This window comes from Ruegeria arenilitoris, assembly GCF_013032445.1.
Taxonomy (GTDB): Bacteria; Pseudomonadota; Alphaproteobacteria; order Rhodobacterales; family Rhodobacteraceae; genus Ruegeria; species Ruegeria arenilitoris_F.
Genome location: NZ_WQCA01000032.1, coordinates 1 through 22,767 on the forward strand (window position 1 = coordinate 1; position 22,767 = coordinate 22,767).

General features: G+C 55.1%; 22 protein-coding genes. 11 read left to right on the forward strand and 11 right to left on the reverse strand.

Going from position 1 to position 22,767, the window contains the following annotated elements; translation table 11 throughout:
• Nucleotides 1-632: IS6 family transposase (locus GOW98_RS23125; protein ID WP_170336545.1), on the reverse strand; the 632-nt coding region annotated here is incomplete at its 3' end.
• On the opposite strand from GOW98_RS23125, the gene GOW98_RS25905 reads away from it, so the two are divergent.
• From GOW98_RS25905 to GOW98_RS23140, 3 genes are read left to right on the forward strand one after another with little or no spacing between them, the layout of a single operon-like run.
• Entirely contained in the window at nucleotides 579-1,745 is a 1,167-nt protein-coding gene (locus GOW98_RS25905; RefSeq protein ID WP_170336547.1) for a glycoside hydrolase family 3 N-terminal domain-containing protein, read from the forward strand. The two genes, GOW98_RS23125 and GOW98_RS25905, sit on opposite strands and share 54 nt — an antisense overlap.
• Nucleotides 1,746-1,793: 48 nt before the next feature.
• A complete protein-coding gene (locus tag GOW98_RS23135; RefSeq protein WP_170336549.1) occupies nucleotides 1,794-2,426 on the forward strand; it encodes an HAD family hydrolase in 633 nt (210 codons plus the stop codon).
• A gap of 42 nt (nucleotides 2,427-2,468) precedes the next feature.
• Nucleotides 2,469-2,651, forward strand: coding sequence for a LuxR C-terminal-related transcriptional regulator (locus tag GOW98_RS23140; protein WP_170336551.1), 183 nt, complete (start codon nucleotides 2,469-2,471; stop codon nucleotides 2,649-2,651).
• 288 nt (nucleotides 2,652-2,939) lie between these two features.
• Here GOW98_RS23140 and GOW98_RS23145 read toward each other — a convergent pair whose 3' ends face one another.
• The 6 genes from GOW98_RS23145 to GOW98_RS23170 form a co-directional block, all read right to left on the reverse strand.
• Nucleotides 2,940-4,229 (reverse strand): HupE/UreJ family protein, encoded by a 1,290-nt coding sequence (locus GOW98_RS23145; protein WP_170336553.1) that lies wholly within the window; start codon nucleotides 4,227-4,229, stop codon nucleotides 2,940-2,942.
• On the reverse strand, nucleotides 4,222-6,009 hold the full coding sequence (locus tag GOW98_RS23150) for a hypothetical protein (protein ID WP_170336555.1): 1,788 nt from the start codon (nucleotides 6,007-6,009) through the stop codon (nucleotides 4,222-4,224). The genes GOW98_RS23145 and GOW98_RS23150 overlap by 8 nt, the downstream gene beginning before the upstream one ends.
• Before the next feature lie 31 nt (nucleotides 6,010-6,040).
• Nucleotides 6,041-6,850 carry a transporter gene (locus GOW98_RS25910; RefSeq protein WP_254438140.1) on the reverse strand — a complete coding sequence of 270 codons (810 nt, stop codon included), beginning with the start codon at nucleotides 6,848-6,850 and terminating at the stop codon, nucleotides 6,041-6,043.
• Between the two features lie 114 nt (nucleotides 6,851-6,964).
• Nucleotides 6,965-8,113 (reverse strand): guanitoxin biosynthesis MBL fold metallo-hydrolase GntH, encoded by a 1,149-nt coding sequence (gntH, locus tag GOW98_RS23160; RefSeq protein ID WP_170336558.1) that lies wholly within the window; start codon nucleotides 8,111-8,113, stop codon nucleotides 6,965-6,967.
• Nucleotides 8,114-8,198: 85 nt separating this feature from the next.
• Complete coding sequence (locus GOW98_RS23165; RefSeq protein WP_170336560.1) at nucleotides 8,199-8,750, reverse strand: hypothetical protein; 552 nt, start codon at nucleotides 8,748-8,750, stop codon at nucleotides 8,199-8,201.
• A 117-nt stretch (nucleotides 8,751-8,867) separates the two neighbouring features.
• Nucleotides 8,868-9,146 (reverse strand): hypothetical protein, encoded by a 279-nt coding sequence (locus tag GOW98_RS23170; RefSeq protein ID WP_170336562.1) that lies wholly within the window; start codon nucleotides 9,144-9,146, stop codon nucleotides 8,868-8,870.
• A 218-nt stretch (nucleotides 9,147-9,364) separates the two neighbouring features.
• Here GOW98_RS23170 and GOW98_RS23175 point away from each other — a divergent pair, with 218 nt between their 5' ends.
• Nucleotides 9,365-11,161, forward strand: coding sequence for a tetratricopeptide repeat protein (locus GOW98_RS23175; RefSeq protein ID WP_170336564.1), 1,797 nt, complete (start codon nucleotides 9,365-9,367; stop codon nucleotides 11,159-11,161).
• A gap of 70 nt (nucleotides 11,162-11,231) precedes the next feature.
• On the opposite strand, the gene GOW98_RS23180 is transcribed toward GOW98_RS23175, so the two are convergent.
• The 3 genes from GOW98_RS23180 to GOW98_RS23190 form a co-directional block, all read right to left on the reverse strand.
• Nucleotides 11,232-11,939, reverse strand: coding sequence for an IS6 family transposase (locus GOW98_RS23180; protein ID WP_170336566.1), 708 nt, complete (start codon nucleotides 11,937-11,939; stop codon nucleotides 11,232-11,234).
• Nucleotides 11,940-12,187: 248 nt separating this feature from the next.
• Nucleotides 12,188-12,898, reverse strand: a complete 711-nt coding sequence (locus tag GOW98_RS23185) for an aspartate/glutamate racemase family protein (RefSeq protein ID WP_170336568.1) — start codon at nucleotides 12,896-12,898, stop codon at nucleotides 12,188-12,190.
• A complete protein-coding gene (locus tag GOW98_RS23190) occupies nucleotides 12,895-13,599 on the reverse strand; it encodes a GntR family transcriptional regulator (protein WP_170336570.1) in 705 nt (234 codons plus the stop codon). The genes GOW98_RS23185 and GOW98_RS23190 overlap by 4 nt, the downstream gene beginning before the upstream one ends.
• Nucleotides 13,600-13,711: 112 nt before the next feature.
• Here GOW98_RS23190 and GOW98_RS23195 point away from each other — a divergent pair, with 112 nt between their 5' ends.
• Nucleotides 13,712-15,406 (forward strand): thiamine pyrophosphate-binding protein, encoded by a 1,695-nt coding sequence (locus GOW98_RS23195; protein ID WP_170336572.1) that lies wholly within the window; start codon nucleotides 13,712-13,714, stop codon nucleotides 15,404-15,406.
• On the opposite strand, the gene GOW98_RS23200 is transcribed toward GOW98_RS23195, so the two are convergent.
• A complete protein-coding gene (locus GOW98_RS23200) occupies nucleotides 15,367-16,287 on the reverse strand; it encodes a LysR family transcriptional regulator (protein WP_170336574.1) in 921 nt (306 codons plus the stop codon). The two genes, GOW98_RS23195 and GOW98_RS23200, sit on opposite strands and share 40 nt — an antisense overlap.
• Before the next feature lie 98 nt (nucleotides 16,288-16,385).
• Between GOW98_RS23200 and GOW98_RS23205 the strand changes: the two genes are divergently transcribed.
• The 6 genes from GOW98_RS23205 (at nucleotide 16,386) to GOW98_RS23230 (ending at nucleotide 22,654) form a co-directional block, all read left to right on the forward strand.
• Complete coding sequence (locus GOW98_RS23205; RefSeq protein ID WP_170336576.1) at nucleotides 16,386-17,519, forward strand: enolase C-terminal domain-like protein; 1,134 nt, start codon at nucleotides 16,386-16,388, stop codon at nucleotides 17,517-17,519.
• Nucleotides 17,516-18,766: an NAD(P)/FAD-dependent oxidoreductase gene (locus tag GOW98_RS23210; protein WP_170336578.1), complete on the forward strand. Its 1,251-nt coding sequence runs from the start codon at nucleotides 17,516-17,518 to the stop codon at nucleotides 18,764-18,766. The genes GOW98_RS23205 and GOW98_RS23210 overlap by 4 nt, the downstream gene beginning before the upstream one ends.
• 52 nt (nucleotides 18,767-18,818) lie before the next feature.
• The gene (locus tag GOW98_RS23215) at nucleotides 18,819-19,796 is read left to right on the forward strand and encodes a TRAP transporter substrate-binding protein (protein ID WP_170336580.1); all 978 of its coding nucleotides are present in this window, start codon (nucleotides 18,819-18,821) and stop codon (nucleotides 19,794-19,796) included.
• 69 nt (nucleotides 19,797-19,865) lie between these two features.
• Nucleotides 19,866-20,399: a TRAP transporter small permease gene (locus GOW98_RS23220; RefSeq protein ID WP_170336582.1), complete on the forward strand. Its 534-nt coding sequence runs from the start codon at nucleotides 19,866-19,868 to the stop codon at nucleotides 20,397-20,399.
• Nucleotides 20,400-20,403: 4 nt separating this feature from the next.
• Nucleotides 20,404-21,717 (forward strand): TRAP transporter large permease, encoded by a 1,314-nt coding sequence (locus GOW98_RS23225; RefSeq protein ID WP_170336586.1) that lies wholly within the window; start codon nucleotides 20,404-20,406, stop codon nucleotides 21,715-21,717.
• A gap of 100 nt (nucleotides 21,718-21,817) precedes the next feature.
• The gene (locus tag GOW98_RS23230; protein ID WP_254438141.1) at nucleotides 21,818-22,654 is read left to right on the forward strand and encodes a hypothetical protein; all 837 of its coding nucleotides are present in this window, start codon (nucleotides 21,818-21,820) and stop codon (nucleotides 22,652-22,654) included.
• The last annotated feature ends 113 nt before the right edge of the window (nucleotides 22,655-22,767 follow it).

Genomic DNA, 22,767 nt, shown 5'->3' on the forward strand with positions numbered 1-22,767 from the left:
GATCTTTCCTGGTTGAAGTGGTTGTAGACGGAGGAATGGACGGCGGCGAATTTCTGTAAACTTCGCATGCGCCTGAAACGCTGCATGGCGCGTTCGCGTCGTCGAAACGGCAGGTGTGAATTCTCGACGCGGTTGTTGAGCCACCTGCCCGTCTGCTGTTTTTCGATAGCACCCAATTGTCTGAGCGCAGCCTTATAGGATGCGAAGCGATCCGTGACGATCTCTTCGGCGCAACCATGCCGCTTTATCAATTTCTTGAGGAATTTTATTGCTGCATCTTTGTTTCGACATTTGGTGACAACGGCTTCCAGCACCTCACCTTCTTGATCAACAGCCCGCCAAAGATAATGCCGCTTGCCATTCACCTCGACGAAAACCTCGTCCACGTGCCGCTTCCATTTGGAGAACGCACGCAGCTGCTCAACACGCTTCCGTCTGATTTCAGCAGCAAACATCGGGCCAAACCTGTTCCACCAATATCGGACGGTTTCGTGGCTCACGTCGATGCCTCGCCCGTGTAACAGATCTTCGACATTCCGCAGCGAGAGCGGGAAGCGTATGTACAGCATCACCGCAAGGTGGATGATCTCGGGACTGGTTTTAAAGTATTTGAAAGAGATAGGTCTAGTCATGCGCAAAAGCTACGCAACACCCCTACCCCGCTCAAGCAAAGTTCTTCTGACAAGACCTCTTCGCCTATTAAACACACCCAAAGAGGAAATCACATGTCCTACACCCTTCAGGAAGACGCAAACGCCATAATCTTCCCGGCCTTCGCCTCAACCGAGTTAAGCGATGCCTGCAAACGCTTCCTTGATGAAGGCGGTATTTCGATCCTCGTCGGGGAATGCCGCGAAGAATATGTTGCACGGAAGATGACCGATGAGCGCCGTGCCAAAGAAACACCTGAGACATTCACATCACTGGTGGGCAGCGCGAAGGAGCTGACCAGCGATCTGCTGGTCGCGGTGGATCAAGAGCTGAGCGGGATTTGCCGAATGCACGATCTTGTTCCGCAGTTCCCCTCGAACAGTGCCCTCATTGAAATGAGCAGCGACGAGGTGGAAGAGAACGCATATGAAGTTGCTAAAGCCAGCCAAGAGCTTGGCGTGAATGTCTTTCTGGCACCGATCGTTGACCTGCTGACGGGCGTGAATCCCTGGCTCAAAGGCCGCACTTACTCGACCGATCCGGAAATTGTTGGCCGTGTATCCGCCGCGTTTGTGCGCGGCGTGCAGAAAGCAGGCGTCGCCGCGACGGCAAAACACTTCCCCGGCTTCCACAACATCTCCGGCGATCCAGCCATTGATCCAGAGGCGATTGTCGAAGACGAAGCGAACAGCTATCTGCCGGGCTTTTGCCCGTTCAACGACGTGATCGCTTCGGATGTGGAAATGATCATGGTGGGGCCCGCCATCAACAAAGCGCTCGATCCATCGCGCGCGGCTCTGCGGTCAAAGCCGGTGGTGGATATCCTCAAACTTGACCTTCGTTACAAAGGGATTGTGATGGCGGACGATCTGGACTCCAAGGCCACTATGCGCGGCGACAGCATTGAAAAGGTGGCGCTGGACGCCGTGAAGGCGGGCTGCGATTTCCTGCTTCTTGCAGACATCGACACGCAGCTAAGCGATGTGTCCAAAGCCTTAGTAAGCGCCGCAGAAACCGGTCAGATCTCGCGTGAGATGCTGGCAAGCTCTGCGCAGAAGATGCGTGATCTGGCGAAGCGATACGCAACTGATTGATCGCTTTCTGGTGCCGCATTCAATAACTCATCGAGGAGCCTCGAGCCAATGGTAAAGCGCCTTTCGTTCGATGATATATCCGTGGATTTCAGCTCGTTCGATGCCGCCATCTTCGATCTGGATGGAACGCTGGTGCATTCCGAACATGCGTGGGAACGCGCCAAGCGAGAGGTTCTTGCATCTTACAATATCCAGGTCGATCAATCCCTATTTCATGCGCATATTGGCCGGGGCTTAAAGGGGTTTCTTGACGACGCATTTGGTCGGTCACTGAATACTCAGGAGCACGAGGAAATCGGCAACAAAATTGGTGCCCGGGCAGATCTGCTTCTGCCTGGGTATCGCACGCCCGTTGAAGGTGCCGCAGATTTCCTACGATCCCTACACGACAGCGGCTTGCGTATTGCGATCTGTTCCTCATCACCGATGCGCCATATTCATAGCGCGATCGAGTTTCTTGCCATTCAGCAGCAAGTGGAACTTTGCGTGTCGGGTGCAGACCTGCCACGAGGCAAACCGGATCCCCTCCCCTACAACGAGACACTTCGAAGACTTGACGTCGCAGCCCAACGTGCGTGCGCCTTCGAGGATTCTGTTTCCGGTATTCGATCCGCCTTGTCAGCGGAATTGGCGGTATTTGAAGTGGTTGAGCCGTCAAAGATACAGAAGAAATTTAGGTGAATCATAACTCGCCATGCGCTGACTATTATTCAGGTACCTGCTATGTTATTGGCAGCAAATGTCTGCCTTCCACCCTTCTCGCCAGTGCTGCGATTGCCGCTTCTCGGGATCACAGAGGGTACTGTCGAAGTGCACCGCAACAATGCGAATTCCAAGCTCGGCGTAAGCTCACAGGCCGAGTTGTTTTCCGCCGCCACGCGATACCTGGCATCAAAGCAAACTTAGTCTTGGGAAATTGACAGACTACAAAGTTATTCCGATTGCCGAAATCTGTTGAATGCGGCCCGTTCCGGACTTTCACGATCTCCGAAGTCGCTGCACTGCAGCTTTCCTGAACCGGACATTGATGTCGAAAGCACACTCCATGCTCTGGCAAACTCATAGTAACTATTGGTGCGGATCGCAGCTTTGACGTCTGCCTGCATTCGCATTGGCTGCATCCAAGCGACACTGACCGTGAGGAAATGAGTGTTCTACTAACTTCAGAGAGAGTTCTTGCTTGGCGTCAGTATCTTAAATTTGGCTTAATAGCATCTCCAGAAAGTCTTTTCCGCGCACAAAAGTCCACCAGCTTGCAATCGTTCCGCAACCGATCGCAATAGACACCCTTAGCGACATCTCCGGGGTTGGGCCGAACCTTGCAAAAAGGGACAGAAGCGGCCAGGTCACCAGGACAATTGCCAGTTGACCCACTTCCACGCCGACGTTGAAAGCCAATAGGCTCTGCCAGATATTCGGAGACGTTACCTGCAGAATTTCGTGCAAAACGAAACTGAAGCCGAGACCGTGAAGGAGGCCCATCAGGACGGTAATGACAAAAACCTTTCTGTTGGAGTCGATATCTGAGCCGCCCTCCAACACTGCCAGAAAAGCCGCATAGATTATGGACAAAGCAATACCCGTCTCCACGAATGGGACAAACCATGCGCCCGATGGCACGTAGCCGAAGAAGCCAAGCGACAAGGTAACGCTGTGACCAACTGTAAATCCGGTGACCCGCCATAAAAGCGCATGCAACCCGTGCGCTCCGATGACGAGGCAAACAACGAACAGGACATGGTCGATGCCCTCCAGAATGTGGCGCACACCTTCCCAGACAAAGGTAACGATCCCCGCCATTCTGGATCTGGAGACCTCGATCGGGTCCTTCATCAGTCCCCGTGTTCGAAAAACCAATGGATCGCTAACACCGTAATCCAGGATAAGGTTCGCGGTCATATCCTGGTCTGGCAAACCGGGATTAAGCAGGCTGGATAAGGTGTAGGCCGAAGGTGCATGCCCGAAATTGTAGTTTATTACAGTATCAACAACCACGTCGCCGACATAGGCAAGCGGATTGTCCTTCAGGGTTGAGCCTTGAGATACAGCGTGTTTGGCTTCATTCAACGTTGCAAAGCCAGGTTCTTCGCCCACACGATGAAGCGCAACATATTCAACACTACCAGGAACATGCGTTTCCCTGGCCATTAAGACTGTGCCGGTTTCAGAGATTTGGCCGAGCCCAAGCGGGTCTACGGCAATTTCGGCGGGATCGACAAAGTGAACCACGCGGCCATCCTCAAAAGCATTGGTCGTAAATGGTGCAGCTGAGGGAAGACCGCCCTCGATTGGTTCGCCGGTCTTGTCCGCGACAAGATATGGCATCGGCACGCGCATAAAGATGCGGAGCCCGTCATTTGTATGCTCAACATGGAAGATCCGCACATTTAGGTTCAGAAGAAAATGCGCCTGGCTCGCGACCGCAGAGACGATCAGAAAGGCGGTTACACTGACCAGCAGGATATTTCGCAAACGATCAGACATCTGGCGAACGTGCCTCCAATACTGTGATGGCGGACAGGGCCCAGTTTCCTCGGTCGGGCTGGAACTCTACCCGGGCGCGATACTCTACGCGCCGACGGTGATCATGACCCCAATGGCCGGCCTGCGCGTCGACGCGCCACTGTACGACGCCTTCGAACTTTCCTCTGCGGGTTATGTCGCCGTCGACAATGACGACATTCGTGACGTCGACGATTTGCGCACGCCCGCCTCCGGGCACCCGGATCGTCAAACTGGTTTCCAGCTCAGCAGCCACATCAGAGAGCGATGCGCCCAAGACGATCGGTGCAAGCGCCAGCTTCCTCTCTTCGGAAGATACTTCGAGAGCGGCTAAATATGTGTTGGTCAGAAGACGGGATAATGCATTCGTCACAATCTGTGTTTCAGATTGGCCAGAGATCGGGTTTAGGACCGGAATTGCGTGTTTCCCTGAAAAAGCGATGCCCCCAATAAAAGATATTGTTGATAGCGCCACAACGCCTGTCCATGTCAATGTCCTGGATGACCGGAACGTGATCACGACTGCGCCCACGAACAGGGCAACGGCCAACACTGTCCACGACGGAATAACCAAGATGCCCGCAGCTTGAACAGGCGTGACTTCGGGGTTGTTGTATCGTTTCAGATGGTTAGTCCATGTGACAACAGGCTCGTCCGGTGATGCCCAGGCGAAGAACGGGCCGGCAATGTCCATCAGCGTTATCGGGACTTTCTGAATCGTATCATCAAACATCTCCCAGTTGATCGATGCAGTAGTCGGCAACTCCGAGATTGGATAGGTCAGTATCACGCCGACAAACGTTGAATCGGCTATGAGCATTGGATGGCCTTCAACGACTTGAAACCCTCGCTCTCCTAACGTCAGAAATGTTCCACGAGCCGAAGTAGGTGGGACGGCATTTCCCGAGATACTCAGCGAATTACGAGTTTTGAACGCCTCTAACGCGGCGGTTAGAACCTGCGACTGAAGCGCGGGTTCCAGCCTGATACCCGTTGCAAACTCTTGGTCAATCCACGGTGCGAGTTCCCGAACCCGGATGAGGATTTCGTGCCGAACCTCTCGCGGTGTCATATACAGGAATGAAGTTGTGCCACTTTGTGACGGACGATTGAGATTGGGGTTCGCGAATGCCGTAAACCACGGGTCAGGCCAACTGATCGCCAGTTGCATGTCTTTGTTCAGAAAACTGAACCGCGTGACTGGGACGTGGCGATCAAAAACCATGAACCCTATTGTAGCTGCAGGCGAACCATCAATGGCAAATGGAGGGCTAATGCTCAGAGTTTCGGGCCGCGCGCCCTCGAAACTGTAGAACACCTCAAGATATATAACGTCCAGATTTTCAGGTGGGCCGGGGGTTGGCCTTCCGGTGAGGGGGTCGGTCTTTCCGGCAAAAGGCGAGGCCCGGTCTATTCTCTGTCGGTGTTCCATACGTATCACGTCGAACGGCAGCGGCTTCCCGTCAGAGCGAGCGACCACAAGGCTTTCCGGATTCTCGCCGGGTGACTGATGAAACTTGGCCCGTGTCGCAAGGGGTGCCGTTACGAGCTTCAACTGAAAGGCGTGTTCGAAAACCTCCAAATCCTCGGGGTAGATTTCCAGTTCCAGACGAATGCCCCCGTCTTCAATTCGGAACATAGCGATATTTTTGGCGACTTCTGCCCCGCTGTATGGGATCACATCACCCTCGACGGCGGTCGCGAGGATGGAAACCGCGAGTGCCGACAGCAAGTACCTGATATGCAATAATAATCTCGTCATTCTTCAAAGAAACGGTACAACGTCTCCCCTTTTATTTCCGCGGATACACAAGTGTCGCAGACAGCCGAGCCCCCCAACCATCGGGGCCGGAGTCCGGAGAAGCCAGGTAGTAGCGCGCGCCGGCCTGCAGCGACACGCGCTGTTCCCCAAACCTGACCAGCTTTGAGACCATAAAATTCACCGGCGCAGTCCACTTGTCCGTGGTCCAGTCATAGGTGGATTCGGAATTCACCGTGTAAGTCCAAGCGTCTTTGGTTGTGTGCGCCAGGAAGGGCTGAAGATAAGTAGAATTGATGTCGTCGCTTTCGAATGACCAGATATGGTTTCCCAGTCCACCGATGGTCCAGGGCCCCTCCTGAACCAGTACGACACCGGTGATCCCCCCGCCCCATTCGCCAACGCCCAATTCACGGTTACTGGATGTGGGCAAATAGAAAATGGGTCCGACGCCCCATGTGAATGATGACTTGGTAGGGCTGAACCAGAGGCTTACCGTTGAATCGCCGAAACCCTGGTTGCTCCCGGACGCACCGGCAACCTCGTTTTGCCATTTGTATGGAATGATTGTCCGGGTGATTAGGTTCAGATTATCGGTCAGGGAAAAGGGTATGACAGGTTGAATGTTCAAAGTTGTCTGATTGCCATCTTCGCTGCCGTATCCGGTGTCGTAATTGAACTGGAACGGAACCGAGACCAGCGACGCCAGCGGGTTCGACAATTGCTTGGCCAACTCCGAGTCATCTGCTGTAGCGGGGCCCGATGCCAGAGCGTTAAGAACAACCGACGCCAATATGCCTGATCGAGCCGGTTTGGATAAAAGGGATTTGGCAAGAGCTGTCATAAATCCGTTCTTTCCTTGAAACACTTTCCCTCACGCAGTCAATCAGAGACGTATCGACCTGCGATACTTGGGTTTACAGGCGCGTCCGGCGGGGACGCGCCCTCCAAGTGCGGATTATTTGTCATCCGGCATCTTCGGCGGGGTGTAACCCTTCCATTTCCCGGCCAAGATCTTGTCAGATGGTTTCTTTTCCTTGGACCGCGGCGCATTGTTATACGCCTCTGTAACCGATGGTGGCAGCGCGTATTCATCCACCGATGCTTCGCGCACGATGATTTTGTCTTTGGTGACGTTTATAACCGTCAGATCGCGCGTTAGCGTAAGATCCCCGTCATAGGTTGTACGAATGCCTTCGAGGATTGCTTGGTAATTCTCTGGTGACAGCACAGAATGATAACCCACCGCGTGACGAGGCTGGACTTCGGCCATGACTTTACCAAAAGCCGCGGGCTCGGTGTGAACGCGCGTGGATACATACGTCGCCTGACCAAGAGTCCAACCGAAGTAAGGTGCCAGCGCTTTCGGTGGCAGGAAGGCTTCATGCGATGCGATGTCTGCGCCCTTGGCGTATTTCACGTACCAATTGTTTGGATAGGTGTCGCCGCCGAAAACGTACTTTAGTCCGTTCCATTCCAAAGAATAGCTTACTGATCCATCCAGAAGGTGAATGGCCGGCCAGGATCGGATCGTCACTCCATTTTCCTCGTATACGATCTCATTTTCCTGCATGTAGTCGAACTCGGTCACTTCGATCTTACCGCCATCGTCCGGCAATGCGCCCGTGCGACCTTCAAGGTCCCAAGCGTAGGCTTTTTTGCTGTTTTCAACAAAAGCCTTAATGCCCAGTTCCGGGGTTGATCCGGTGGGTCCGAATATCCTCAAAGGGGTGTAGCGTCCGGACAGCCAACTACCGATGTGTAGCCCCATGAAGTCGCCTACATGATCGACATGCAGGTGGCTGATGAACACCTTGTCGATCTTCGAGAAGTCTGGCCTGAGTGAGAATAGGTTGCCCATCGAACCCATGCCTACATCGAACAGGAACACATCGCCGTTGCCAAGCTCGACAAGAAACGAAATGGACACTGCAGCCTTGGTTTGGTTCGGCATGCCGGTTCCCAATGCGGTTATCCGCATTTCATCTGTCCCCAGGATTTCCGTATTCGGGAAATAGCTTGCCGGATACTCTTCGTCGCTGATCTGCGTGGCGGTCCGGCCGGTCGGCAGGTTTTCGGCATGAGCTGCGTTGACGCCAAAAGACATTGCCAAGGTTGTGCAGACAAATGCCAATTTGTGAAATCTTCTACCAATGCAATAAAACATATTCTCCTCCATCATTTCTCTGGCCTCAATTGCAGACGAGGCCGGGCCCGCAGTTGCAAAGATCGTTCGGGTTATCGGGGTTGTCGGTAGCGCAGTGACGAACCTCGCGGCGGTCGTGCCGGCGATGCACGCCTGCCACCGATCCCGGCGACATTGGTCGACCGAAATGGTCGATGAACAACGTGCCTGGGCCAGTGGCTTCTGGAATGTCACCCTTGATGACCTTGATGCCGGGATAGGTCATCGTTCCCTGGTCGTTCAGTGGCCGTTGCGACAACTCCACGACCACATCAACAGGCGGTTCACCATCCGCAACGATGGTCAGTAAGGCGTTGGGCGGGTCCACGGCAAAGCTGTCGTCGCCTTCGGACACCATGTCCAGAAAGCCCTGTATGCTTTGCACACCCGCATACCGCATCGGCCTGTCGCAGAAGAATGTGACGATTGGGCTGACATCTGTCATCGTTATCGTGTCAGCGGTCATCGACACTGAACCGGCGTTTTGCACAAACAATGCCTTGCACTCCTGGTCATCACCGTCTTGTGCCTGAGCGGTGGACATAAGACCGAGCACCATTGGACATACGAAGAAAAGCGTCTGGCAGATTCGTCTCATCATTCCCGTCTCCTTGCTTGTTGGAATTCAGGTCTCGGTGTCAGGCAAACTGCCTGTTCGAATGACCGTCGTGCCGCTTCAGTGGTGACCTTGTGCCTTGGGTCTGACCTTGGCCAAGCTCACGTATTCCATCAGTTCGAGCCTCAGGTCTTTGCAGATCTGATAGTACTCGGCCGCTCGGACCCGCCCGTTTTCTCCCTTAGCTTGAAAGCTGTGGAAGGCGGTCACTGCCTCGCCCAAGTCACGGCAAATCGCCTGAAACTTTGGATCGCTCCGTGACAAAGACACGATAGTGAATTCATCGTTGGGCGATTGCTTCACCAGTTCGGAACATCCGGCAGCAAGAAAGTTTTCCACTTGCTCCCCTCCCGTCAAGGGCCATTGGCCGTCAGTGAGAATCTGTTTCCACGGTCTGTCTGCCTAGGCACTCCATGGAGACACCAGATTAACATCCGGGGTCTGCGGACTGGGGTAACGAACATGTTCTGAACGTGTTTTGAACCTTAAAAATTCTTTTGTTTGAATGTAATACTGGACGCGTCCCGAGAAACCCGGGTATCGTTAGGTTAGTTTGGATGGAACGAACACAGCCGACAGATACTGCGATGGAAAGTCAGTTATCCGAGCGGAAGTCAGTACCGCCTCTGGAACAGGCGGCCATAGACGAACAGCTTGACCGTATGTTTGAGAGTTCTCAGTTTGGTGCGAATGATCGCCGACGCGCGTTCCTCAAATACATCGTCGACGAAACATTGGCCGGGCGCGCCGATCGGCTGAAGGGCTATTCGATTGGTGTTTCCGTTTTAGGCCGTTCGGAGGATTTCGACGCGACCTCAGACCCGGTTGTACGCCTTGAAGCGCGACGCTTGCGGCGCGAGATGGAACACTACTACCTGACAGATGGAAGCAACGATCCCTTGGTAATTACCATTCCCAAAGGGTCTTATGTGCCGTCGTTCGAATTTCGGGATGTCACTTCGGCGCCTTCCGATAAGCCAGATCGGATAGGCCGACGCGCCAGAAGCGCCTGGCGGGCTCCGAACTGGGTCGTGTTGTTTTTGTTGACGCTGTTGATGGCCGTGACAGCTTTCATGCTGTTCCAAAGTTTCGAAACTGAAAGCCTATCTACCGATCAGGCGACCACGGACAATGATCTTTGGGGGGATTTACCTGTCGTTGCCGTGATGCCGTTCAATCCATTGGGAAACAGCGCTGTTACATCCGTGGCCGCCCGAGGCATCGCCGAGGATATTACAACCGATCTGGCGCGGGTGGAGGGCTTGCGCGTGATCTCGTACGCATCGACAGCCGAACTGTCCGACGGAGCCATTGATCTTATTGACGAAGGGCGCAATCTGGGTGCGACCCATGTTCTTAGGGGCAGCCTACAGACCATGACGGATGGCTATCGGCTAAACATCGGCCTCGTTGAAGTAGACAGCCGGGGTGAAATCTGGGCCAAGCGGTTCGACTATAAAACGACAGACCGGTTCGAAACCCAGACCGAGATTTCGCGCGAGATCAGTTCGACCTTCTCTATCGAACTGTTCCCTGAATTGACTTCGAGGATGGAGGATGCGCGTTGGACCCGCCGGGATGCAAGGATCCTCTACCAGCAGGCATTGGACATCATACACCCGCCAAGCGACCCATCGCGTTTTGACGCCGCACACACCCTGTTGCAACGGGTGGTTCGGTTAGAACCGGACGCGCCGCACGGTTATGCCGGTCTGGCATTTGCGGAAGCACACAGAACTTGGTTTGGACTTGCTGCAAACACGGATGAAACGCGAGATCTGATCAGACAATATGCTGAAAGCGCATTGGAAAAGGATCAGGCAAATGTTCGCGCACTCTTGACCTTGGGTATTCTCGAAATCTTGATGGGCAATCCGCAACCCGCAATTGATTTCGGTGAACGCGCAGTCGAGCAAGAGCCGAGCTCAAGTTTGGCTCATGGTTATTTGGGCATGTTCCTTCTGTACGCAGGCAAGCCAGAGCAGGCAATAACACCGTTGCAGCGAGCGCTAAGCCTTGATCCCCTCAGCATTCGACGACCGTATAGGAACATTCTGGGCGTTTCTCAATTCCACGCTGGAAACTATCGAGAGAGTCTGGCCACACTGCAGGAAAACCTGGATCTCGAAGGGCCGTTCGGACCCCATATGATGGTCTACCAAGCCGCTGGAAATGCTGCGATCGGGAAAATCGACCAAGAAACGGAAATTCTCGAAAGCCTTGCGGCTATGATCGCCGAAGGCGAGACCTTTCCGCTCAGACGGTGGCTGGAAAAGGTGATATATGATCCAAAAATGATGCAGCCTTTGCTTGACGAGTACGAAAAGGCCAAAGCACTGGCAGACACTCGGTAACGGCCAGCAGTATTGCGGGTGCTGTCAGACGAATTCGAACCAGTCTCAGTTTGCTGCCAAAACCGTGAACCTATCCGGAACATAGTTGACGCCACTCGGCCAGGGCGGCGGTGCGTGTCAGCTTGAAGGTGTCTCGGCTGGCTAACGATCTTTCTTGGTTGAAGTGATTGTAGACGGAGGAATGGACGGAGGCGAATTTCTGCAAGCTTCGCATGCGCCTGAAACGTTGCATTACGTGTTCGCGTCGTCGAAACGGCAGGTGCGAATTCTCGACGCGGTTGTTGAGCCACCTGCCCGTCCTTTGTTTTTCGAGTGCACCCAGTTCTCTGAGCGCGGCTCTGTATGAGGCGAAACGATCCGTGACGACGGTTTCCTCTTTACCGTGCCGCTTCATTAACTTCTTGAGGAATTTCAGTGCTGCCTGCTTATTTCGGCGTTTGGTAACAACGGCTTCCAGCACCTCGCCTTCGTGATCAACAGCCCGCCAAAGATAATGCCGCTTGCCATTTACCTTCACGAAAACCTCGTCCACGTGCCACTTCCATTTCGAGAATGCGCGCAGTTGCTGGACACGCTTCCGTCTAATCTCAGCAGCAAACATCGGGCCAAACCTGTTCCACCAATATCGGACAGTTTCGTGGCTCACGTCGATGCCTCGCTCGTGCAACAGATCTTCGACATTCCGAAGCGAGAGCGGGAATCGGATGTACAGCATCACGGCCAAGCGGATGATCTCAGGACTGGTTTGAAAGTATTTGAAAGAGGCAGGTCTGGTCATGGGCAAAAGCTACGCAACCGCCCTGCCCCGCTCAAGCAAAGTTCTTCTGACAAGACCGTCACCTTACCACCGATCACATTCGCATAGTCTGGGCCATTGAAGGTTCCTGTAATCTTGCCGCTCAGGGAGCCGTGCAGATCCATGATGATCCGGGTGCCGCTGTCTAGCAGACCTTCGGCATCACCAGCCAGGATGGCTTATCCAGCGGGTTACACTGAAATTAACTCATACCTCATCGAAGTTTGTGCTTAGTAAGTCGTTGGGACCAGACCGGCTTGAAACCATTTTATGAACGAGACGATCGAGAACACGGGCAACCTGGTGGCCTGCTGAATATCAGACGCATAGGGGCACATATTCGTGCACTCCAGCACGATCGCACCCAAACCCGGGTTATCTGATACCAAGGCTCGCGCGGCCTGCACATTGTCTTCACGCGCTTTCTGAACATCCAGCCTTAACTCGTTTCCAAGGATCGCGCGGGTAAACTCATGCCCGCCTTCGGTTGTTCCAATCGGAGTATCCAACGGCACGTTGGCCGACAGCAGATGGTCTTTGGTCAGGGTGGAGGCTGAAATGGTCAATACCCCGGCGCGCTTGCCCTCAGGCAGAATGCGGTTAACCATCTCGACCTGCATCAGGGACGACGTAACCACCGGGACCGGGACGGCTTGGGCCAGTTCTTTCTGGAACAGGGACAGGAAACCACAATTGGTCGTTATTCCGTCAACACCATCCCGAACCAGTTCCTGGGCCGCGTCGATGAACACCTCCAGCATGCCCTCAGCCCGGTGCCGAACCACCCGATCCGGCGAGGCATCACGGACAATGCGGTAGAGAACCGGGAATGGCCAGGTCAGCGCATTTCCCATATCACCGGGGATTCTCGGGAATTGCGCATCCAGCATCAGAATACCGACGGATGCGCCGTAGATGGATTTCCCGCCCCCCGCGATCATCCCTCGACCTCCTCGATTATGCGGGCCGAGATATCTTCGGACCCATCCATGTAAATGCTGGAAATCCCATGACGCACAGCGTCCTGCACCTGATCCATTCGCCTGGCGATGTGCGCACCCAGAACACGCGCTGCCTCATTGGGATCACGATCCAACAAGGCCTGCATAACCCGCTTGTGTTCATCTTTTGAGCGGTGCACCCGGTCCAAGCTCATTGAAATCCAACGGATATAGCGGATCCGCTCGTTGATCCGCGTGAGGGTTTGCAACAGCTCCATGTTACCCGACAGATTTGCAATCCCAAGGTGAAACGCCTCGTCTCGGCTGACGGCTTCCTCGACGGTGAGGCCGCTGATGTCGATGCCCGTTGAAAAAAGCTGATCCATCAGCAGATGCAGGTCCTCATCCGACGCTTTAGCGCAGGCCGCACGAACAGCAGCAGTTTCAATAATCTGGCGCAGTTCGAACAGGTCAAACACGCTTTGCACATCCAAGGGGCGGCAGAAGAAACCTTGCCCGGGACGGAAATCAAACAGGCTTTCAGCCACCAGACGGTTCAATGCCTCTCGCAAAGGGGTCCGACTGACGCCAAGATCCTTGGACAGGGCGACTTCGTTCAGACGATCCCCGGGCCGCAGGCGGAACGAGACCGCCATCGCCTTGACCTGTTCATAGATGTCGTCGACCCGTGGACCCGCCATTAACCTTGTCCTTCCTCTTGTTCGCCACAGGTGACACATGCTGGGCTTGAAATCAATATACAAAACTGTATACAGCTCTGCGTGCAGTTTTTAATTAAAGGACACGCTGATCATGACAGGGACGAATTATCTGACCGGGGCAGAGGCAATGGTCCGTTTGCTCGAGGCACACGGCGTGAAGCACATGTTTGGTCTGTGCGGCGATACCACATTGCCGTTCTATGACGCTCTGGCGCGCATGGATCACGGCATTCAGCACATATTGACCCGGGATGAACGGCACGCCGCCTACATGGCGGATGGCTATGCCCGCGTGACAGGAAAGCCTGGTGTCTGCGAGGGCCCCTCAGGCGGTGGCGCAACTTACATCCTGCCGGGCGTTGTTGAAGCCAATGAAAGTTCCGTTCCAATACTGGCGATCACCTCGGACGTGGCGACAACCAGCCGGGGCAAGTACCCGTTAACCGAGTTGGATCAACCTGCCCTTTTCAAACCTTTGGCCAAGTGGAATACCTCGTTAGATGATGCCGCGCGGCTTCCGGCCATGGTGCGGGCAGCCTTCCGGGCGATGACAACGGGAACGCCAGGCGCCACTCATCTGGCTTTGCCCTTCGATACGCAAAAAGCACAGGTCGACGAGGCCGAGATCTGGGCAGATGACAGACATCGCAGCTATCCTGCCGAGCGCGCCGCCCCGGACATGGATGCAATCGAAGCGGCGGCGGAAATCTTGGCACGGGCCAAATCCGCTATCGCTGTCTGTGGCGGCGGCCCTGTTCTTTCCGGCGCAACCGACGCGCTGCGACAGGTCGCCCGTCTACTGGACATGCCTGTTGCCACAACCGTATCCGGCCAGGGCGCCATCGCTGAAACCGACCCGCTGGCATTGGGCGTTGTCGGGTCGAACGGTGGTATCCCCGCGACACGAGTCGTAGTCGATCAGGCAGATGTTGTCCTGTTCATCGGATGCCGCGCCGGTTCAGTTACAACCGAACGGTGGAGAAGCCCTGGGCGCGATGCCACAATCATTCACATCGACAGCGATCCCATGGTGATTGGCGCAAACTACCAAACCGAAGTGGCGATCTGCGCAGATGCCCGTCTCGCGCTGGAGGCTCTGGCCCGCGCATTGCAGGATCGGCAGGATCTGAACACACAAGGTGGGGCGGACAAGGCCCGCGCCGCGTGGGATGCCAAACGGGCAGCATTTGCGCCCTTGGCCGCGAGCCGGGAATTTCCAATCCGGCCCGAAGCGGTCATGGCGGCGTTGATGGACATTCTGGATGACGATGCAATAGTTGTGGCTGATCCCGGCACCCCGTGCCCTTATTTCAGCGCGCATTACCGGTGGCGGACATCGGGACGGCAATTCATCACCAACCGGGCGCATGGCGCTCTGGGCTATTCTTTGGGTGCAGCGATGGGTGCACATGTAGGGCGGCCTTCGGTCAAGACCCTGGCCGTTATGGGCGATGGCTCGTTCGGCTTCACATGTGGTGAGTTTGAAACGATGGTGCGGCACAAAATGCCCATCACATCGATTGTCTTCTCAAACTCGGTCTTCGGCTGGATCAAGGCGGGTCAGGATGCGGGCTTTGGTCAAAGATTCTACAACGTTGACTTCAACCGCACAGATCATGCAGCAGTGGCGTCAGCCTTTGGCGTTAAATCATGGACGGTCAAAGACCCCGAAGACCTTTCAAACGTCTTGAAGCAGGCCATCGTACATGACGGTCCCACGCTGGTCGATATCCATTCGCAACAACTTCACGATGCTGCCGCGCCGGTATCCGAGTGGGTTGCGTAAGAGGCGATTGACGGGATCAACTGGTCCAGAAATGCCTGAGCGATCCTGGACAAGGGGCGACCCTTGGCCGTAATGATTGCAAGCTCCAGTATGACCGCCGGTTTGAAAGGGCGGGTTTGGTATCCGCTCTCTTCATCGAAAGTAACGGTAAAGGGGTCGATCATCGCGACCCCCATGCCTTGCTTTACGAAACTAAGCAGGTTTTCAGACAAGTGCGTGTGAATCTGCGTGCGCCATGTACGTCCGGCACGCTGAAAGATGTCTCGGGTTTTTCGGTGCGTCTGATGTTCCGGCCCCATGACGACAAAAGGCTCATTCTCCAATGCTTCCGCTGTCAGTACGTCATACTCCGCCAACGGGCTGTCTTGGGGAATGGTCGCAAGCGTTTCAAATTCAAACACCTGATAATTCAGCGTGTCATGAAGAATTGGCATCTCGACAATACCGATCTCAAACAGGCCAGACGTCACCCACTCCTGAATCTTCGACGAATATTGCGACTGAAAGCTGACGGACAGGTTCGGGCGGCTCTCGGCAAACCGCGCGATCTCTCGAGGCATGAACCCAAAAGACAACATGTGTGGCGCAGCAACCTGTAACTGACCGGGATGCTTGTTCTGCAGATCTGTCACCGCTTGGGCAACGTGATCCAAGCCGCGCACAACAGTGTCGACTTCGCGGTACAACAGCTCGGCTTCGGGTGTGGGCAACAGACGCCCCTTATTGCGCTCGAACAGGGGCAAACGCGCCTCACGTTCCAGCTGCGCCAAGAGGTTACTGATCCCTGGCTGTGAGATCCCAAGAACCGATGCTGCCCCTGTCACGGTTCCGGTCTCCATGATGGCATGAAAGGCTTGAAGCTGGCGAAAGCGTAGAGACATCGGCTAACACATCACTTTTTTTAATGAGCTCTCGAATATATTGTATTTGAAATGATAGTTCGGTCAAGGCAGGCTTCTGCTCATCCACAGGGGGCGGAATGAGCGATCTGTCACAGAAAATCACTGGCTATGACTTATGGCACCTCAAGCTACCGGTCACGTCCCGGCGAGATCACGGCATTGGATCTGTAGAAGGCGCCTGTGAGGTTGTCATATTGCGACTGACCTCCGAAGATGGCGCGCACGGATTTGGCGAAGCGTCACCGTGGTCGGTGTTCACCGGCACGCCAGAGGCGACGTTTGCAGCATTGGATCGGTATCTGCGTCCGGTTGTTTTGGGTGCAAAGGTCGGAGACAGATCCGCGATCATGGCGCGCGCCGCTTATGCTGTGGCGCATTGCACCGAAGCCAAAGCTGCGCTGGAAACCGCGCTGCTGGATCTTGCGGGTCGTATCAGCAACGTTTCGGTCTGGTCTTTGTTGGGCGGGAAGTGCCGTGATGCGATACCTCTCAGTTGCTCCATCGCCAACCCGGACTTCGCGCAAGATATCGACCTGTTGGCACGGTTGCACGACGATGGCGTCCGGATTGTCAAACTCAAGACTGGGTTCAAAGATCACGCCTTTGACATCATGCGGTTGGAATACCTGGCTCAGAACTGCCCGGAGTTTTCGGTGCGCGTGGATTATAACCAAGGACTAAACATTGAAGACGCCCCGGCACAGGTGCGGGACGTGGCAAGGTTTGCTCCAGATTTTATAGAACAGCCCGTGCGCGCCCATCACTTCGGCATGATGGCCAAGTTGAGGCAAATGACTGATGTGCCGTTGCTGGCAGACGAGAGCGTGTTTGGCCCAGAAGATATGGAGCGCGCGGCACGCGACGGGATTTGCGACGGTGTTTCCATCAAAATCATGAAATCCGGCAGCCTGACCCGGGGTCAGACCGTTGCACGCATTGCGGCTGCACACGGCCTTACGGCCTATGGCGGCGATATGTTCGAGGCTGGTCTGGCCCATCTGGCAGGCACGCACATGATTGCCGCGACACCGGAAATCACTCTGGGCTGCGAGTTCTATCAGGCATCGTATTTCCTGAAAGAAGATATTTTGGAAGAACCGTTCAAGGTCAGGAATGGACAGGTCTGCGTTCCCGATGGCCCTGGACTAGGCGGCAAGCCCGACTTGGGAAAACTGGACCACTACGCAGTGTCAAAGGCGGTGGCAGCGTGAGCGAGAGGAAAACCATAGTTATCATCGGGTCCGGAATCGTCGGCGTGTCCGCGGCGCTCTGGCTACAGCGCGATGGTCATGACGTCATTCTGATCGATAGAGCCGGACCGGGCGAAGGAACGTCACATGGCAATGGCGGCGTGTTGGCGTCCTGTTCTATCATTCCAGTTACGGTTCCAGGGTTGCTCGGCAAAGCGCCCAAAATGCTTCTAAGTCCCGCCCAGCCATTGTTCTTGAAATGGGGATACTTGCCAAAATTGCTGCCTTGGCTCAGGCAGTACTTGAGCCACGCTAATGCCGCGGATGTTGAACGGATCGCTGCGGCCCTGACGCCCATCGTCGGCGACAGCCTGAACGATCACAAAGCGTTGGCCGCAGGGACCGTCGCTGAGAAATGGATCGTCCCCAGCGACTATCTTTTCCTCTATCAGAACCGCGCCCATTTCGAAAGCGATGCCTTTGGTTGGAGCATTCGGCGCAAGCATGGCTTTGCGTGGGAAGAATTGGAAGGCAAGGCGTTCCACAACTACGACCCTGTGTTTAGTCCGGATATCGGATTTGCGGCCAAGCTGTCAGATCATGGCCATATCACCGATCCTGGACGATATGTGAAAGACCTGGCTGCCCACGTTGAGGCCCAAGGAGGTCGGATCATCCGTGCAAATGTCGAGGATGTCACGCGAGAAAATGGCAGCGTCACAGGCGTGCGCGTGAGCGGTGAAACCATAAAATGCGACACGGCTATTGTAACGGCTGGAGTCTGGTCGGGGCCTCTGGCGAAGCGATTGGGTGTTTCTATTCCTCTTGAAAGCGAACGTGGCTATCATCTTGAATTGGTGGAACCTTCTGCCATGCCCCGCAGCCCGGTCATGGTGGCATCAGGCAAGTTTGTTGCCACGCCTATGGATGGGCGCATACGCTTAGCAGGTATTGTAGAGTTCGGAGGTTTGGATGCACCGCCCTCACGCGCCCCGTTTGAATTGATGCGCAAAAATGCCCGGGCGGCTTTCCCGGGCATAACATGGAAGGAGGAAGTGGAATGGATGGGGCACAGGCCCGCCCCGGCTGACTCGATCCCGATCATCGGCGGCGTGCCGGGTATCCAAGGGGCCTACATGGGCTTTGGGCACCACCACATTGGCCTGACAGGCGGACCTAAAACCGGGCGCCTTCTGGCGCAGATGATCGCGGGCAGGACCCCGAACACGGATGTGAGCGTCTACGCGCCGTCACGTTACACGACATAAGAACAGGTCGATGAAAAACATCGGCGTTGACAAACTCAATAGGGAGAAAACGATGAAAAAACTGACAAACCTTCTGGCAGCGACAGCTCTGACTGCAGCTGCGACCGCGCCGGCTGTGGCCGAAAAATGGGACATGCCAATGGCCTATTCGGCCTCGAACTTCCACTCGGCCACAGGTGCGGAGTTTGCAAAATGCGTGACCACCGGTACAGGTGGTGAGATCGAGATTGTCACGCACCCGTCCGGCTCGCTTTTCAAAGGTGCCGACATCAAACGCGCGATCCAGACCGGGCAAGCCCCGATTGGTGAGCGTCTTTTGTCTGGCCACCAGAACGAAAATGCGTTGTTCGGGTTTGACTCGATCCCCTTCCTCGCAACCTCGTTCGACGACAGCGACAAGCTTTGGGAGGCCGCGAAGCCATCTATCGAAAAAGTATTGGCCGAACAGAACCTGACATTGCTGTATGCTGTGCCATGGCCGCCGCAGGGACTGTATTTCAAAAACGAAGTGAACTCCGTCGCCGATATGAAAGGCATCAAGTTCCGTTCTTATAACAACGCGACTTCGCGACTGGCCGAGCTTACAGGAATGTTGCCTGTGACAATCGAAGCGGCGGAAATCAGTCAGGCCTTTGCAACGGGTGTGGCGGATTCGATGGTGTCATCGGGATCGACCGGATATGACCGCAAGGTCTGGGAAAGCCTGAACTTTTTCTATGAAGTTGATGCCTGGTTGCCGCGCAACTACGTGATGGTGAACTCGGATGTCTGGTCAGGTGTGTCGGATGCCAACAAGAATGTCATCAAGGCCTGCGCTGAACTGGCAGAATACGCAGGTAACTGGCGCGCCAAGGAATACACCGGATTCACCCTGCAGGGTTTGCGGGATGGCGGTATGACCGTTGGCCCGGCTTCTGAACAGATGACGAATGAGCTGAAAGAGATCGGCGTGACCATGACCAATGAATGGCTGGAAGCTGCCGGTGATGAAGGTAAAGCCATCGTCGACGCGTTCAACGCGTCTCAGTGACCTTTCGATTTGGGCGGCGATTCATCAGGCCGCCCTTTTCGCATCCAATCAAAATACAGCGGGGACAGCATGGCGGTATTGCGAGGGCTTCGGTCCGTACTGGACTTTATATATCTGGCGGCAGGGGTACTTGCGGCTCTCAGCCTCATTGCGATCCTGCTATTGATCGTTGTTCAGATGCTGGCCCGCTGGACCGGTGAGGTGTTTCCGGGAGCGCCCGATTATGCAGGCTATGCCATGGCCGCAGCGTCTTTCCTAGCCTTTGCCAATGCGCTGAACCGCGGCAGCCATATTCGGGTTTCAATCCTTCTGAACGCAGTGCCGGACGGTATCCGGCGTATTCTTGAGGTATGGTGTTTCGCGATAGGCACCGCTGTCATGTGGTATTTTTGCTGGTACGCCTACCGCTTTGTCTACTGGAGCTGGAAATTCAACGATGTTAGCCAGGGACAGGACAAAACCGCCCTTTGGATCCCGCAATCTGCAATGTTGATTGGCGCCGTCATCCTCGCCATCGCGCTGACCGACCACCTGGTCCACGTTCTGTTCAAGGGCGACCACCGCATTGTCCGCGATCTGGCCGACCAAAGCCACGGAGAGTAAGTCCATGGAAAACCTCTCTGTCATCATCCTTTTTCTATTTGTTCTCTTTACCTTGCTGGGTACTGGCGTCTGGGTCGGGTTGGCCCTGATGGGTGTTGCCTGGGTCGGGATGGAGCTGTTCACAACCCGTCCCGTAGGGGACGTTATGATCACCACCATTTGGTCGGCGTCGTCGTCGTGGACGCTGACCGCACTGCCCATGTTCATCTGGATGGGCGAAATCCTGTACCGAACGCGATTATCCGAAGACATGTTCAAGGGCCTGTCCCCGTGGATGGCCCCTTTGCCCGGTGGATTGGTACACACTAATATCGTTGGATGTACGGTTTTTGCAGCCGTCTCGGGCTCATCAGCAGCCACGCTGACAACGGTTGGCAAGATGTCAATTCCTGAACTGCGCAAGCGCAATTATCCCGAGCGGATGATCATCGGGACATTGACCGGGGCCGCCACACTTGGGCTGATGATCCCCCCCTCACTGACCCTGATCGTGTACGGGGTGACAATCAATGAATCCATCACCAAGCTTTTCTTTGCAGGGATCCTTCCGGGCCTGGTTTTGGCAGCGATGTTCATGGGCTATGTGGCGATCTATTCAAAGCTCGGCAAGGATTGGAGCCCCAATTCCGAAAGCAAATTGAGCTTTCCCGAGAAAATCAGAAACTCGCGCTTTCTGCTGCCCGTAATATTGCTGATCATGGTCGTCATCGGGTCAATGTATCTGGGATACGCCACCGCGACTGAGGCCGCGGCCTTTGGGGTCATCGGCGGACTGCTGTTGGCGGCGGGTCAGGGATCGCTGACCTGGAAGACCTTTGCGGAAAGCCTGATGGGCGCCACGCGCACCAGCGCGATGATTGCCCTCATCCTGGCGGGTGCGGCCTTCCTTTCGTTGTCGATGGGCTTTACCGGCCTGCCGCGTGGTCTGGCCGATCTGATCGCCGGTTGGGAGTTGACCCGGTTCGAACTGCTCATGGTGCTGCTGGTCTTCTACATAATTCTGGGTTGTTTTCTGGACGGTATTTCTTCGGTGGTGCTGACCATGGCCGTGGTCGAGCCCATGATCCGCGACGCGGGGATCGACCTGATCTGGTTCGGTATCTTCATCGTGGTCGTTGTTGAAATGGCGCAGATCACGCCACCGATCGGATTCAACCTGTTCGTCATGCAAGGCATGACCAACCACGAGATGAGCTATATCGCGCGGGCGGCCATTCCGATGTTCCTGATCATGGTTCTGATGGTCTTTATCCTGATCTGGTTCCCCGACCTTGCAACTTGGTTGCCCGAGAATTTGCGGCAAAGCCCAAGCGGATAGAGCTGTTTTGAATCCGCTCCACCTGGCGGCGCGCCATGGCCCTTATGTTTTGATCTGTGGGTTGGCGGCAGGTCTTCTGTTGCCAGTTCTCGCGGAACCGATGCGTGATTTGCTTCCTCCTTTGGTGGTGCTTTTACTGTTCGTGAACGTGCTGAGGATGGACCCCAAGGCCATTCTGGGATCATTGAGTGACCTACACAAAGTCGCGCTCACGGTTGTCGGATTTCAGCTGGTTACGCCGATGATCCTTTTTGCACTCGGATACGTGTGCGGATGGATCGGGACACCCGTGCTTTTATCCCTGCTGATCATGGCGGCGGCACCGTCCATCTCGGGTAGTCCAAATATGTGCCTGATGATGGGTCACGCGCCAGAACATGCGATGCGATTGATGGTTGTGGGCACGGCTCTGTTACCTTTGACCGCCCTACCCATCTTCCTCCTCATGCCGCAGTTGGGGGACATACAATCTGTTTTGTGGGCAGGTCTGCGACTGTTGCTCACGATCTTATGCGCAACTGGCGCAGCCATATTCGTAAGACGCACGGTGTTGCGCAGGCCTTCACAGTTCATGCTGTTGAATCTTGAGGGGATGGGAACACTCACACTGGCTGTGTTTGTCATTGGTCTGATGCCGTCGGTCAGCGCAACGGCGCTGGAGGACCCGGCTTTGGCTGCGTTCTGGATCGCCTTTGCCTGTCTGGCCAATTTCGGCGCGCAGATCGTCATGTTTCGCTTCATACAGGGCAGGCTACCTGCGGCGCGGGCAACTACGGTGTCATTGATTGCTGGCAACCGCAACATCGCGATCTTTTTTGTAGCTCTGCCTACAGAGGTCACGGCCCCGATAATGGCCTTCATCGGGGCCTATCAAATTCCGATGTACCTGACCCCGACGATTTTGCGCCGCCTCTACCAACAGGACGGGCCATCATGACCTTTGATTATGTGCGCGCGCCTCAGTTTTTGACTGTTTTCTGCGACACCCGTTTTTGGGTGCTGTCAGGCGAATTCGAACCAGTCTCAGTTTGCCGCGGAGACCGTGAACCT

What these genes read in the sequence shown, in the direction of transcription:
- gntH (WP_170336558.1), bottom strand. Translation starts at nt 8,113, where the DNA reads ATGTCTTTTGGCGTCAACGCAGCTCATGCCGAAAACCTGCCGACCGGC.
- GOW98_RS23185 (WP_170336568.1), bottom strand. Translation starts at nt 12,898, where the DNA reads ATGATCGCGGGGGGCGGGAAATCCATCTACGGCGCATCCGTCGGTATT.
- GOW98_RS23180 (WP_170336566.1), bottom strand. Translation starts at nt 11,939, where the DNA reads ATGACCAGACCTGCCTCTTTCAAATACTTTCAAACCAGTCCTGAGATC.
- GOW98_RS23195 (WP_170336572.1), top strand. Translation starts at nt 13,712, where the DNA reads ATGACAGGGACGAATTATCTGACCGGGGCAGAGGCAATGGTCCGTTTG.
- GOW98_RS23135 (WP_170336549.1), top strand. Translation starts at nt 1,794, where the DNA reads ATGGTAAAGCGCCTTTCGTTCGATGATATATCCGTGGATTTCAGCTCG.
- GOW98_RS23225 (WP_170336586.1), top strand. Translation starts at nt 20,404, where the DNA reads ATGGAAAACCTCTCTGTCATCATCCTTTTTCTATTTGTTCTCTTTACC.
- GOW98_RS23215 (WP_170336580.1), top strand. Translation starts at nt 18,819, where the DNA reads ATGAAAAAACTGACAAACCTTCTGGCAGCGACAGCTCTGACTGCAGCT.
- GOW98_RS23140 (WP_170336551.1), top strand. Translation starts at nt 2,469, where the DNA reads ATGTTATTGGCAGCAAATGTCTGCCTTCCACCCTTCTCGCCAGTGCTG.
- GOW98_RS23220 (WP_170336582.1), top strand. Translation starts at nt 19,866, where the DNA reads ATGGCGGTATTGCGAGGGCTTCGGTCCGTACTGGACTTTATATATCTG.
- GOW98_RS23230 (WP_254438141.1), top strand. Translation starts at nt 21,818, where the DNA reads ATGCGTGATTTGCTTCCTCCTTTGGTGGTGCTTTTACTGTTCGTGAAC.
- GOW98_RS23200 (WP_170336574.1), bottom strand. Translation starts at nt 16,287, where the DNA reads ATGTCTCTACGCTTTCGCCAGCTTCAAGCCTTTCATGCCATCATGGAG.
- GOW98_RS23190 (WP_170336570.1), bottom strand. Translation starts at nt 13,599, where the DNA reads ATGGCGGGTCCACGGGTCGACGACATCTATGAACAGGTCAAGGCGATG.
- GOW98_RS23145 (WP_170336553.1), bottom strand. Translation starts at nt 4,229, where the DNA reads ATGTCTGATCGTTTGCGAAATATCCTGCTGGTCAGTGTAACCGCCTTT.
- GOW98_RS23150 (WP_170336555.1), bottom strand. Translation starts at nt 6,009, where the DNA reads ATGACGAGATTATTATTGCATATCAGGTACTTGCTGTCGGCACTCGCG.
- GOW98_RS25910 (WP_254438140.1), bottom strand. Translation starts at nt 6,850, where the DNA reads ATGACAGCTCTTGCCAAATCCCTTTTATCCAAACCGGCTCGATCAGGC.
- GOW98_RS23175 (WP_170336564.1), top strand. Translation starts at nt 9,365, where the DNA reads ATGGAACGAACACAGCCGACAGATACTGCGATGGAAAGTCAGTTATCC.
- GOW98_RS23205 (WP_170336576.1), top strand. Translation starts at nt 16,386, where the DNA reads ATGAGCGATCTGTCACAGAAAATCACTGGCTATGACTTATGGCACCTC.
- GOW98_RS23165 (WP_170336560.1), bottom strand. Translation starts at nt 8,750, where the DNA reads ATGGTGCTCGGTCTTATGTCCACCGCTCAGGCACAAGACGGTGATGAC.